The 12,381-nt window shown below is 65.8% G+C and carries 14 protein-coding genes; 8 read left to right on the plus strand and 6 right to left on the minus strand.

Features of this window, described 5'->3' with window-relative positions:
- Positions 1 to 26 precede the first annotated feature (26 nt).
- The gene (gene dapD / locus MPN20_RS11790; RefSeq protein ID WP_242782434.1) at positions 27 to 971 is read right to left on the minus strand and encodes a 2,3,4,5-tetrahydropyridine-2,6-dicarboxylate N-succinyltransferase; all 945 of its coding nucleotides are present in this window, start codon (positions 969 to 971) and stop codon (positions 27 to 29) included.
- Positions 972 to 1,014: 43 nt separating this feature from the next.
- Here dapD and dapE point away from each other — a divergent pair, with 43 nt between their 5' ends.
- The 6 genes from dapE (at position 1,015) to MPN20_RS11820 (ending at position 5,660) form a co-directional block, all read left to right on the plus strand.
- Positions 1,015 to 2,175, plus strand: a complete 1,161-nt coding sequence (gene dapE / locus MPN20_RS11795) for a succinyl-diaminopimelate desuccinylase (RefSeq protein ID WP_242782436.1) — start codon at positions 1,015 to 1,017, stop codon at positions 2,173 to 2,175.
- The gene (locus MPN20_RS11800; protein ID WP_242782438.1) at positions 2,172 to 2,942 is read left to right on the plus strand and encodes a TIGR00730 family Rossman fold protein; all 771 of its coding nucleotides are present in this window, start codon (positions 2,172 to 2,174) and stop codon (positions 2,940 to 2,942) included. Before dapE ends, MPN20_RS11800 begins: the two co-directional genes overlap by 4 nt.
- On the plus strand, positions 2,939 to 3,811 hold the full coding sequence (gene folP, locus MPN20_RS11805; protein WP_242782440.1) for a dihydropteroate synthase: 873 nt from the start codon (positions 2,939 to 2,941) through the stop codon (positions 3,809 to 3,811). Before MPN20_RS11800 ends, folP begins: the two co-directional genes overlap by 4 nt.
- 59 nt (positions 3,812 to 3,870) lie before the next feature.
- A complete protein-coding gene (locus MPN20_RS11810; protein WP_242782442.1) occupies positions 3,871 to 4,140 on the plus strand; it encodes a DivIVA domain-containing protein in 270 nt (89 codons plus the stop codon).
- On the plus strand, positions 4,137 to 5,372 hold the full coding sequence (locus tag MPN20_RS11815) for a hypothetical protein (RefSeq protein WP_242782443.1): 1,236 nt from the start codon (positions 4,137 to 4,139) through the stop codon (positions 5,370 to 5,372). The genes MPN20_RS11810 and MPN20_RS11815 overlap by 4 nt, the downstream gene beginning before the upstream one ends.
- Positions 5,373 to 5,489: 117 nt before the next feature.
- Entirely contained in the window at positions 5,490 to 5,660 is a 171-nt protein-coding gene (locus tag MPN20_RS11820) for a DUF3117 domain-containing protein (protein WP_242782444.1), read from the plus strand.
- Between the two features lie 115 nt (positions 5,661 to 5,775).
- Here the strand turns inward: MPN20_RS11820 and MPN20_RS11825 are convergent, their stop codons facing one another.
- Both MPN20_RS11825 and MPN20_RS11830 read right to left on the minus strand, forming a co-directional pair.
- Entirely contained in the window at positions 5,776 to 6,438 is a 663-nt protein-coding gene (locus MPN20_RS11825) for a class I SAM-dependent methyltransferase (RefSeq protein WP_242782445.1), read from the minus strand.
- Positions 6,439 to 6,450: 12 nt separating this feature from the next.
- The gene (locus MPN20_RS11830) at positions 6,451 to 6,783 is read right to left on the minus strand and encodes an MGMT family protein (protein WP_242782446.1); all 333 of its coding nucleotides are present in this window, start codon (positions 6,781 to 6,783) and stop codon (positions 6,451 to 6,453) included.
- Between the two features lie 79 nt (positions 6,784 to 6,862).
- Between MPN20_RS11830 and MPN20_RS11835 the strand changes: the two genes are divergently transcribed.
- The gene (locus MPN20_RS11835) at positions 6,863 to 7,306 is read left to right on the plus strand and encodes a twin-arginine translocase TatA/TatE family subunit (RefSeq protein ID WP_242782447.1); all 444 of its coding nucleotides are present in this window, start codon (positions 6,863 to 6,865) and stop codon (positions 7,304 to 7,306) included.
- 12 nt (positions 7,307 to 7,318) lie between these two features.
- Here the strand turns inward: MPN20_RS11835 and MPN20_RS11840 are convergent, their stop codons facing one another.
- From MPN20_RS11840 to MPN20_RS11850, 3 genes are read right to left on the minus strand one after another with little or no spacing between them, the layout of a single operon-like run.
- A complete protein-coding gene (locus tag MPN20_RS11840; RefSeq protein WP_242782448.1) occupies positions 7,319 to 8,443 on the minus strand; it encodes an Mrp/NBP35 family ATP-binding protein in 1,125 nt (374 codons plus the stop codon).
- 26 nt (positions 8,444 to 8,469) lie between these two features.
- On the minus strand, positions 8,470 to 8,994 hold the full coding sequence (locus MPN20_RS11845; protein WP_242782449.1) for a DUF1003 domain-containing protein: 525 nt from the start codon (positions 8,992 to 8,994) through the stop codon (positions 8,470 to 8,472).
- Positions 8,995 to 8,996: 2 nt separating this feature from the next.
- Positions 8,997 to 10,271, minus strand: a complete 1,275-nt coding sequence (locus MPN20_RS11850; protein ID WP_242782450.1) for a CBS domain-containing protein — start codon at positions 10,269 to 10,271, stop codon at positions 8,997 to 8,999.
- A 179-nt stretch (positions 10,272 to 10,450) separates the two neighbouring features.
- Between MPN20_RS11850 and MPN20_RS11855 the strand changes: the two genes are divergently transcribed.
- Positions 10,451 to 12,379, plus strand: a complete 1,929-nt coding sequence (locus MPN20_RS11855) for a calcineurin-like phosphoesterase family protein (protein WP_242782451.1) — start codon at positions 10,451 to 10,453, stop codon at positions 12,377 to 12,379.
- Positions 12,380 to 12,381: the final 2 nt, after the last annotated feature.

A 12,381-nucleotide genomic window follows, 5' to 3' on the forward strand; every position in this document is an offset into this window, starting at 1 on the left:
CGCACCGCCGGCGCCTCTTCCGTGTCTCAGTGCAGGTCGGGGTTGAGCTCGATGCCCTTGGAATCGCGGGAGATCGCTTCGACGGCTCCGGAAACCGAGTTGCGGCGGAACAGGATGTTGTTCTGACCGCTGAGCTCCGAGGCCTTGACGACCTTGCCGTCCTCGCTCGGGACGGTCACGCGTGTTCCCGCCGTGATGTAGAGACCGGCCTCGACGATGCAGTCATCGCCGATGGAGATCCCCACGCCGGAGTTCGCGCCCAGCAGGCTGCCGCTGCCGATGGCGATGCGGTGAGTGCCACCGCCGGAGAGCGTGCCCATGATCGAAGCACCGCCGCCGATGTCCGAACCTTCGCCGACGACGACACCCTGTGAGATGCGTCCCTCGACCATCGCCGAGCCCAGCGTGCCCGCGTTGAAGTTGACGAACCCTTCGTGCATGACGGTCGTACCGGCGGCCAGGTGAGCGCCGAGGCGGACCCGGTCGGCATCGGCGATGCGCACACCGGAGGGGATGACGAAGTCGGTCATGCGCGGGAACTTGTCGAGTCCGTAGACGGCGACAGGTCCCTGGGCCATGAGCTTCGCGCGCGTGGCTTCGAAGCCTTCGGGGGAGCAGGCACCGGCAGAGGTCCACACGATGTTCGCGAGGTGGCCGAAGACGCCGTCGAGGTTGACGTCGTTGGGGGCCACGACACGGTGGGAGAGGGCGTGAAGGCGCAGGTAGGCATCGGCCGCCGAGGCGGGGGCTTCGTCGAGGTCGATCGTCGTCGTCACGACCTCGGTGCGGGTCCCGCGGGCCTCGTCGGTGCCGACGAGCGCGTCGAGTCCGTCATCGGTCGAGCGGGAGGAGGCGGTCGCCTCGGCGGCGTCGTGGGTCTCACCCGTGCTCAGGGCGGGGTACCAGACGGTGAGGATGGAATCATTGTGCACCGTGGCCAGACCACGGGCGGAAACTATGCGTTGAGTCATGTCTCAAAGAGTAGTCGGTGGTGGGCGTACTAGGCTAAGCCGTATGACTGTGGATCCATCCTTTGAGACCGATGTAACCTTCGCCCCCACCGGGAGCCTCGCCGACTACCTGTTCTCCGCCCTCGACGATCCGGCCGAGCTGACGGGTCGCCTGTGCGCGATCGAATCGGTGTCCGGCAATGAGCGCGCGATCACCGACGCTGTGGCCGAGGTGCTCGCCCGGATCAGCGCCGGCGACGGCCCAGACCTCGAAATTCTGCGCGACGGCGACACGATCGTTGCCCGCACCCAGCTGGGTCTTGCCGAACGTATCGTCGTGGCCGGGCACCTCGACACCGTCCCCGTGGAGGACAACCTGCCGCCGCGGCGGACCAGCCTCGACGGCGACGAGGTCATCTGGGGCCGCGGTGCGTGCGATATGAAGGCCGGGGTCGCAATGGCACTGGTGAGTGCGGCAGCGCTGCGCGCACCGAACCGCGACGTCAGCTGGGTCTTCTACGACCATGAGGAGGTCGACGCCTCACTCAACGGACTCGGCCGCGTCTCCCGCAACCACCCCGACTGGCTGGCCGGGGACTTCGCCATCCTCGGCGAACCCTCGAACGCGTCGGTCGAAGGTGGCTGCAACGGCACCATGCGCGTCGACGTCACGACCACCGGGGTGCGCGCACACTCTGCTCGAGCGTTCATGGGCGTCAACGCGATCCACGCAGCCGCCGAGGTGCTCACCCGTTTGGCGCAGTACGAGGCGGGCACCGTCGCGGTCGACGGTCTCGACTACCGCCAGTCACTCTCGGCCGTGTCGATCACCGGGGGAGTTGCCGGCAACGTCGTCCCCGACGCCTGCACTGTCGCAGTGAACTACCGCTTCGCCCCGAGCACGTCTGCTGCCGAGGCCGAAGCCTTCCTCCGCGAATTCTTCACCGGCTTCGAGGTCACGGTCACCGACGCCGCCGAAGGTGCCCGGCCCGGACTCGACCGGGAGATCGCCCAGGACTTCATCAGCATGCTCGGCCTCTCGCCCGCGCCCAAGCTCGGATGGACGGACGTGTCGAGGTTCAGCGCCCTGGGCGTCCCGGCCGTGAACTTCGGCCCCGGCAACCCGCTGTACGCCCATAAGTCGGACGAGCATGTGAAGGTCGCCGAGGTGGATGCCGCCGCCCGGACCCTGCTCGGCTACCTCGAAGGACGATCAGCCCGATGACCGACCCCGACCAGGACGGTCTGCCCGTCGACGCAGCGTTCTACAGCAAAGGGCCGCTGCGTCTGCGCGGGTCTCAGGTTCCCGCGACCACAGCGGACCAGCGCCTGCTCGAATCACCCGGACGCTCGGATTGGGTCCACGAGGACCCCTGGCGGGTACTGCGCATCCAGTCGGAATTCGTCGAGGGCTTCGGCTCCCTGGCCGAGATCGGCCCGGCGGTATCGATCTTCGGCTCTGCCCGTCTGGGTGCGCACACCCAGGCCTTCCAGGACGCCCGGGAGATCGCCCGACGTATCGCCGCCACCGGCCTTGCGATCATCACCGGAGGGGGACCGGGAATCATGGAGGCAGGCAACATGGGTGCCTGCGACGCCGGGGGAGTCTCGATCGGGCTGGGGATCGAGCTGCCCTTCGAATCGGGACTCAACGACTATGTCGAACTCGGGGTGAATTTCCGCTACTTCTTCGTCCGCAAGACCATGTTCCTCAAATACTCCCGCGGCTTCGTCGTCATGCCCGGAGGCTTCGGAACCCTCGACGAACTCTTCGAAGCGTTCACCATGGTCCAGACCGGAAAGGTCACCTCGTTTCCCATCGTGCTCTTCGGCACCTCCTACTGGCGCGGACTCGTCGACTGGATGACCACGACCCTGCTGGCCGAGGGCACGATCAGCGCGCGCGACATGGATCTCTTCACCCTCACCGACGACATCGATGAGGTCGTCGACATCATCGGCGGAGTCGACGGTGAGGACAGAGCGCAATGAGGGAGGGCTTCGAGCTTTCCCAGGCCCGGCCCGGGGCACCGGCGATCATGGCCGTGGTGAACCGGACGACTGACTCGTTCTACGAGTCCGCTGCCACCGCCGAGGAGGCCATCGCCGCTGTGGAGACGGCCACAGCTGAGGGTGCGAGCATCGTCGACATCGGCGGGGTGCGGGCAGGACGGGGCCGGGAGATCTCCGTGAGGGAGGAGATCGACCGCGTGTGCCCGGTCATCGAGGCCGTGGTGCAGAGCCATCCGCAGGTGCTCATCAGCGTCGACACCTGGAGGCACGAGGTCGCCGAGGCGGCCTGCGCCGCCGGGGCGGGTCTGCTCAACGACACCTGGGCCGGGGTCGATCCCGAACTCGCCCATGTGGCTGGCCGGCACGGTGTGGGCATCGTGTGCTCGCACACCGGAGGCCTGTCTCCGCGCACCGACGCCCACCGCAATCGCTACGGGCTCCATTCAGGTGACGTCGTCGATGCGACGCTGGCGGGTGTGACGAAGCTGGCCGAAGCGGCTCTGCGTGCGGGTGTCGCGGCGGAGAAGATCGTCATCGACCCGACACCGGACTTCGGGAAGAACACCTACCAATCACTGCGGCTGCTGCGCGAACTGGAACGATTCAGCGCCACTGACTTCCCCGTGCTGCTCGCGATCTCCCGGAAGGACTTCATCGGGGAGGTCATCGGCGATGCGGCACCCGCCGAGCGTCTGCACGGAACCATTGCCGCCACGGCCCTGGCGGTGGCGAAGGGGACGGCGATGATCCGCACCCACGATGTGCGGGCCACAGCCGATGCCATCGCCGTGACCCTGGCGATCGCCGGCGAGGCCGTTCCCCGGCATACCGTCCGCGGTCTGCGCTAAGCGACACACAGCTGGGGCTCCTGAGAAGATCGTCAGGTCCGCTGTGAGAAACTGGCATCATGCCTTTGTGGATTGTGATCGGAGTGGCTGCGGCCGTCTTCGTGCTCGTGATCGTGCTGGCCGCATCGTTCAACGTCTTCTCCGCCGAATCGGCTGAGGAGACCGACGCGGACTGGGACGGACTGCCGTCGGACTTCACGTCCGCGGACCTCGACCGGCTCACATTCCGGCCGGCTCTGCGCGGCTACCGCATGGCCGATGTCGACGAAGCGGTGAGTCGTCTGCGCGCCCGCATCGACGAACTGGAAGCGGCACCCACCGACCGATGAGCCGCCCCCGCGATCTGCCCGGAATCACCGTCGCTCCCGAAGCCTTCGACTCCTCACGGCTGAGCCGCCTCGGTGCGCTCTTCCTGGCTCTGCCGATGTGGGTCCAGGCCGTTGCCGTGTACTTCGTCTCCCGCGTCGTGAGCATCGCAATCTTCTCCGCGGTCCTCAAACGCCAGGATCCGGCCAGCTGGTCATCGAGCCCGGTCACCACCACGCTCAACGACTTCCTCAACTTCTGGGACGGCGGCTGGTACTCGCGCGTCGCCCGGGAAGGCTACCCGAGCGTGCTGCCCGTCGACCAGGCGGGCACGGTCACCGAGAACCAGTGGGCGTTCTACCCGCTGCACCCGGCCGTGGTGAGCACCATCTCGAATGCCACCGGGCTGAGCTACGAGGTCGTCTCACCGCTCATCTCGACGCTCGCAGCCGGTCTGGCCGCCATCGTCATCCTCGCCCTGTTCCGCAAGTACGTCGATCCGGGTCAGGCGCTCATGGGGCTGGCGCTCGTCATGTTCTTCCCGCCGGCGGCCGTCTTCTCGACCGGCTACGCGGAATCGCTGACGCTCCTGCTGCAGGCCACTGCCCTCTTCCTCATCGTCGAGCGACGGTATCTGAGCGCCGTCCCGGTCGTCTTCCTCATGGACCTCTCCCGTCCGATCGGAGTGGCGTTCTCCTTCTTCATGCTCTTCCACCTCATCGATCGCCTCGTGCGCAGGAAGTCCGATCCGTATCCTGTCGCCGAGGTGGTCCGGTCGTGGGCCCTGGGCGTGCTCTCCTGTGCGGCGGCGCTCGTCCACCCCGTCCACGCCTGGATCGTGACGGGGTCGATGACCGCTTACACGGACACCGAGGCCGCCTGGCATTCGGGGACCTCGACCTATCTCGTCCAGTGGGTGGCTCGGGCCAACAGCCTCATCGGCCCTCTGGGTCCGGTGCTCCTCGTCCTCGTGGTCGCGGGAATGCTTGCCTTGATCTTCTCCCCGGCGGGTGCCCGGATGGGCCGGACCCTGCAGCTCTTTTGCCTGGCCTACGGCATCTACCTGCTCATCTTCTTCAACCCGCAGACCTCGACCCTGCGTCTGCTGCTGCCGCTGTTCCCGATGGCGTTGACACTGGCCCTCGTCCGCTCCCGCGGATACCGGGCGATGGCGCTGCTGACGTTCTTCATGCTCCAGATCATCTGGGTCGCCTACCTGTGGCACTTCACCCCGCCGGCCGATCTACCGCCGTGAGTCTCGGTTTTCGAGCGGGTTACCCGCCGGAGACCGTATCGTGGAATAATCGAAGCAGAACATTCGGTCCATCGAAGCGTGGACAGTCGAGCATCACCAACGGAAGGAAGAGCCCACATGGCAGCCCAGAAACCCCGCACCGGCGACGGACCTCTGGAAGTGACCAAGGAAGGTCGAGGCATGGTGATGCGACTTCCGGTCGAGGGCGGAGGCCGTCTTGTGATCGAACTCAGCCGTGATGAGGCGACGGGCCTGCACGATACCCTGGCCGAGACCCTGGGGATCTGAGACCGGGTATTCCGCCTCAGCACCGGAGTTGGAGAACAGCACCGCAGTGTGAGAACAGCACCGTAGTTTGAGAACAGCAGAGACTTCACAGAGTCTCTGCTGTTTTGCTGTTTGCTCAGCGCAGGGTCTTCTGGACCATGAGCAGGCCCTGGCCGACGGGCAGCAGCACTCTCTCGAGCCGCTCCTGTCGAGCGAGGCGGTTGAGCAGCCCACGGGCCGCCTGAGTCCGGGGTGAACGGTCGACGGGATCGGCCACGCCGCCCTTGAGCAGCGTCTGATGGATGACGAGGAGTCCGCGCGCGTCGAGGAGGCGCAGGGAGGGCTCGATCATGCGTTCGAGGTTCGTCGGCTCCGAGTCGATGAAGACCATGTCGTAGGCAGCCGGTGCGAGTCGGGTCAGCACCTCTTCGGCTCGACCGCTCATCAGCCGCAGGCGTCCCGGCCGGATTCCGGCCATGTCAGTGAGGTCGCGGGCTGCAGATTGGGCCGTGGAGTTCGTGTCGATCGACGTCAGGATCCCGGCCGTGGGCATTCCGCGCAGCAGCGCCAGGGTCGACGTGCCGGCGCCGGTTCCGACTTCGACGGCGGCGACAGGGCTGAGCAGCCTGGCCAGAAGCGTCAAGGTTGCGGCTGTTGTCTGCGAGACGGGGGAGATGCCGTTCTCGTGCGAGAGCGTGCGGGCGGCGTCGAGCAGCGGGTCAGGTCCGTTGTACTGCTCTGAGAAGGTGAGATCACCTGCATTCTCGCGTGACAATCGACCCTCGCTTTCGGCTGGCATTTCCGTTCAAGTCTAACCGCTCTCGGGATCGATTCCGCGCGTTTGCCACAGCTCGTCGAGTTCCTCGACGGAGAGGAAAGCCGACTTGAGCACCTTGTCATGCCCATGGACAGTTCCCTCCTCGTCCCAGTGCCGGCGCGCCTCGGGCAGCAGCTGCACAGGCAGGGCACCTGCGGCGTTGACGACCTTCCACCAGGTGACATTCGATCCGAAGATCCGCATCACGCGGCCGACGTAGCGCGGGGAGCAGGAGGCGACGAGTCCGATGGTGCCGTAGCTGACGACGCGGCCTGCGGGCACGAGTTCGACGAGACGCAGCACGCGTTCGACGCTCACATCATCCATACCGTGCCCTTCCGCGCGTGTCCCGAACCTGAGTCCATCCCGAGTCGAGCATACGTCGGTGCACGGTAGACTTGGTTCTATGTTCATGGGTATCAACGGCACCGAGATGTTGATCCTTGTCGTTGTGGCACTGGTCGTCATCGGGCCCAAGCGTCTGCCCGAATACGCACAGAAGCTGCGTGACTTCGTGCGGCAGATGCGTCGCATGGCCGAAGGGGCCAAAGACAGCGTGCGCCGCGACTTCGGCGACGACTTCAAGGACGTCGACTGGCAGAAGCTCGATCCGCGTCAATATGATCCGCGCCGCATCGTGCGTGAAGCTCTCGTCGAAGAGGACTCGGCCATTCGCGAGTCCAAACGCAAGGAGCAGACGTCGATTGCCACGGAGACGTCACCGGAGCCGCAGGAGTCCGCTGACTCCGTGGAACCGACACCGACGCTCTCACCGATCGAGCGCTTCCAGGCACAGTCTGTTCTGCGCGACCGGGCGTCGGCGCCTCCTTTCGACTCCGAGGCCACCTGAGCCCGAGTCGGATCACACCGGGCTGAGGCCCAGGGACTTCCCTGAGAGTCCGCGAGCGCGCTGTCCCAGCGCCGCGGCCATGGACGTGAACGCTTCCGCCGCTGGGGAATCAGGGTGCGCGAGCACGAAGGGGGTGCCGGCGTCTGAGCCTTCGCGGACCCGGGTGTCGAGCGGTATCTGGGCGATGAGCTCGACCTCTGCACCCGTCGTCTCGGACAGATTCGCGGCAACACTGGCGCCGCCGCCGGTGCCGAAGACGTCCATCCTGGTGCCGTCCGGCATCTGCATCCAGGACATGTTCTCGATGACTCCGGCCAGGCGCTGATTCGTCTGGGTGGTGATCGAGCCGGCGCGTTCGGCAACCTGCGCAGCCGCCTGCTGCGGCGTCGTGACGACGAGCAGCTCGGACTGGGGCAGCAGCTGGGCCACGGAGATCGCGATGTCGCCGGTGCCCGGCGGCAGATCGAGGAGCAGAACGTCGAGGTCGCCCCAGAACACGTCCGTGAGGAACTGCTGCAGGGCACGGTGGAGCATCGGTCCCCGCCAGACGACTGCCTGATTGGGCGGGACGAACATGCCGATGCTCATCACCTTCACGTCAAAGGCGACCTGAGGGATGATCATGTCGTCAACGCGGGTCGGCTGGCCGGAGAGCCCGAGCATCCCCGGGATCGAGAAGCCGTAGATATCGGCGTCGACGACGCCCACGCGCAAACCCGTCCGGGCCAAAGACACAGCGAGGTTCGCGGTGATCGAGGACTTGCCGACACCGCCCTTGCCGGACGCAATCGCATAGACCTTGGTCAGGGAGTCGGGACGGTTGAAGGGGATGTCGCGGGACGAGCCGGCGCCCTGGAGCTTCTCACGCATCGCAGTGCGCTGTTCGGTCGTCATCGTCCCCAGGACCACAGCCACCTCGGTGACGCCCTCAACCTGGGACACCGCTGCTGTGGTGTCCTTCGTGATCGTACCCTTGAGCGGGCAGCCGGCGATCGTCAGGAGCACGGTGACCGTGACCTTCCCACCCTCGATGGTGATGTCGTCGACCATGTCGAGTTCGACGATGTTTCGGCGGATCTCCGGATCGATGACGGTGGTCAGAGCGTCTCGAACGGCCTGCTCGGTTGGCTCAGTCATGATGCCCACGTCCTTTCTCTCCCCGCTCAGTCCTCGCGGGGATTCCAGCCTACCTGCTCGTCGTCGGAGCCGTCATTCCGCTCATCCTCGAGTTCCTTGAGCAGGTCCTTGAGTTCGGAGCGGATGAAGTCGCGGGTCGCGACCTCGCGCATCGCGATGCGCAGCGCGGCAACCTCCCGGGCGAGGAACTCGGTGTCGGCCAGGTTCCGTTCGGAACGCTGCCGATCGTGTTCGAACTCGACACGGTCGCGGTCGGAGCTGCGGTTCTCCGCGAGCAGGATCAACGGTGCGGCGTAGGAGGCCTGGAGCGAGAGGATGAGGGTGAGCAGGGTGAAGTTGAGCGAGCGCGGGTCGAACTGCCACGACTCGGGCAGAAGGGTGTTCCACAGCAGCCACACGGCACAGAACACGCTCATCCCGACGAGGAACGCCGGGGTGCCCATGAAGCGGGCGAAACCCTCAGCGCCGCGACCGAAGGTCTCCGGTGACATGGCGATGTTCGGGAGTTTGCGTTTGCTCGACCGGGGAACGTCGAAGTCGTCAGCAGCCATCTCTATCGCCTCCTGTGATCATCGCGTCCGGTGGTGCGCCAGTCCTCGGGCAGCAGTTCGTCGAGAACGTCGTCGACGGTGACCACTCCGATGAGATGGTCGTTCTCGTCGGTGATGGGCACCGACACCAGATTGTAGGCCGCCAGCAGCTTCGTCACCTCTCCCAGAGGGGAGTCCGGCGGCAGCGGTTCGACCTCGGTGTCGAGCATGATCCCGACAGCCTCGTGCGGAGGATGGCGCAGCATCTCCTGGATATGGACGATGCCCAAGTACTTGCCCGTCGGAGTCTCGACCGGCTGCCGGCAGACGAAGACCGCGGCGGCCAACGCGGCGGGCAGATCCTCCCGGCGGACATGCGCAAGCGCCTCGGCGACCGTGGTCTCCGGGGTCAGAATGACGGGGTCGGTGGTCATCAGGCCACCGGCAGTGTCGTCATCGTAGGACAGCAGGGTGCGCACGTCCTCGGCGTCGTCGGGTTCCATCAGGGCGAGGAACCGTTCGGCCTGTTCGTCGCTGAGCTCGCCGAGGAGGTCGGCGGCGTCGTCGGGCTCCATCTCCTCGAGGACGGTCACGGCGCGGTCGATGTCCAGGGCAGAGAGCAGTTCGACCTGCGTCTCATCGGGCAGCTCCTCGATGACGTCGGCCAGGCGTTCGTCGTCGAGGGCACGGGCGACCTGGAGACGACGTTGGGGGTTCATCTCGAACAGGACGTCGGCGAGGTCGGCGGGCTTCGTGTCCTGGTAGGCCGCAATCAGCTGAGTGGCCTCCTGATCGACCGTGGAATCAGCTGGGTGGTCGGCATCGGACCATGAGATCTGCTTGGTCTCTCCGCGGCGCCGGAAGGCGGCGAAGGCGCTGCGCTCGGGGACCCGACGGACGAAGAGGCGGGTGACCTCCCAGTCCTTGCTCACCTGCTGCTCGATCCCAACGTCTTCGACCTGGATGGGGGAGTTGTCCTCCCGCAGACGCAGACGGCGGTCGAGGAGGTCGTTGACGACGAGGGTCTCCGAGCGTCGCTGTTCGAACCGGCGCATGTTGACCAGACCGGTCGTAATGACCTGCCCGGAGTCGATCGAGGTGACCCTGCCCATCGGGACGAACACGCGACGTCTGCCCGGGACTTCGACGACGAGACCGATGACGCGGGGGAACTGGCGCATGGTTGCCCGGTAGACGATGACCACGTCCCGGACGCGGCCGACCTGATCGCCGAGCGGGTCGAAGACCGGGACAGCGATGAGGCGGGCGACGAAGACACGTTTGGGTGGACCACTCATGGAATCAAGACTACGGGGTCATCGGGGACGTCGGCGCAGACCTCCATGGGTCGGACAGTGATTCGCACACATCACCTTGTGTTCATCGGAGCGTCTTGTCGCAGTCATTCAGCAGACTCTCAGCCTCCCTAGGGTCATTTCTCGGCACATCTACCGAAGACAGAGAACAGGAGACATCTATGTCCGAAAGACGACTCAGGCCGTCCGTGGTGACGGGGTTGAGCGCGTGCGCCGCGCTCACTCTGCTGGCACCGTTCGCCGGTGCGACCGCCGCCGCGGCAGCCGATGCACCCGCCGAGATGTATGAGGGACACGTTCAGGTCGACCGAGGAAGCGCGGCGAATGACGATGTCCTCAAGGGGCAGGTGTTCGATGACGTGAACGAGAACTCCAAGCTCGATGGGGATGAGAAAGGCATTGCGGGTGTCGCCGTCTCCAACGGCATCGACGTCGTCCAGACCAACGGACAGGGAGCCTACGAGCTGCCGGTGCGCGACAACATGACGGTCTCCGTCACTCAGCCCTCCGGGTGGCAGGTGCCCGTCGACTCGGACAACTTCGCTCAGTTCAGCTACAACCACATGCCCGAGGGCTCACCAGAGCTCAAATACGGCGGGATCAAGCCGACGGGGTCCACCCCGAAGGCCGTGAACTTCCCGATGGTCGAATCCGCAGCGACCGCCTCGGCGGAGCAGAACTGCCCCATTGCCGCGGATACCCAGGCCTACGACATGACCGAGATGGGCTATGCCCGCGACGGAGCAGTCGCCGATCTCGCCGACCGCACCGACTACAAGGCGTGCGGCGTCCTGCTGCTCGGCGACAACGTCGGCAACGACCTCAGCCTCAACGACGAACTCCGCGACATCTACTCGGAGACGAACGGGCCCGTCCGCGCAGCCCCGGGCAACCACGACATCGACTTCGATGCAAGCGACGACTCGCATTCGCTCGACACATTCCGTGACCAGTTCGGTCCGGCGAACTACTCCTACGATGTCGGCAAGACCCACTTCGTCGTGCTCGACAGCATCGACTACTCGGGCAACCCGTCGACGCGGAAGTACAAGGAGCAGATCGGTGAAGACCAGCTGAAGTGGCTGGACAACGATCTGGCAAACGTGTCGAAGAACGCGCAGGTCGTCATCGCCACTCACGCTCCGATCCTCACCCACAAGCAGGTCGTCGTCGACGATGCGAAGGACTTCTACGACGTCATCGCCGACTACCCGAACGCCGTGACCGTCGGCGGACACACCCACACGCAGGAGAACCTCGTCGCCGGTGAGAAGCGCGAGGAATGGGCGAAGGAAGGCATCGACGAACTGCCGAACACCCAGATCGTGGCCGGAGCCGTCTCCGGCGACTGGTACTCGGGCGGTCGCAACGCCGATGGACTCCCGTTCTCCTTCACCGGTGACGCCTCGGAACCCGGTGTGCTGACCCTCTCCTACGACGGAGCCGATCGCAGCGAACGCTACACCGTGCGCGGCGAATCCGATGACCACCAGCTGCTCCTCGGCGTGAACTCTCCCGAGTGGCGCGACTGGGCGCAGAAGGCCCAGGACTGGCAGGACGCGAAGAAGGCCGGCGACGCCCCGGAGGCGATCTCCGAGCGCGTCGTGACCCGCAGCGACCTCAAGCAGGGCGACACATGGCTGACGTCGAGCTTCCTCGCCGGAACCTCAGATGCCGACGTCGAGGTCAGCTTCGACGGCAAGTCTCCCGTCGTGGCCGAGCACACTCAGCCCGGTAAGGGCGAGGCACTGAACAAGGGCTGGGAGTACACGGACCCCTACACCGCTTCGCAGAACCTGCGGACCTCGGGCAATGTCGGACAGTCGAGCTCGCACCTGTGGCGGGCGGAGATTCCGGCAGGACTCGACCTCGGCACGCACAGTGCAGAGGTCACCGGCACCGACCGCTACGGTCGTGAGTTCACGAAGTCCGTGCGCTTCACGGTCGTCGAGGACGAAGCTGCGGCGCAGACCGCGTCGAAGAAGCAGCTGGCCGACGACGGCGTGGACCTCAAGCGCGAGTCCGCGACCAAGGACGCGAAGCGTCCGGGTCTCGACTCCGAAGAGGCCAAGGCAGCTCAGGCCGACTGAGT

It is taken from the genome of Brevibacterium sp. ZH18, from assembly GCF_022748595.1.
Lineage (GTDB): Bacteria > Actinomycetota > Actinomycetes > Actinomycetales > Brevibacteriaceae > Brevibacterium.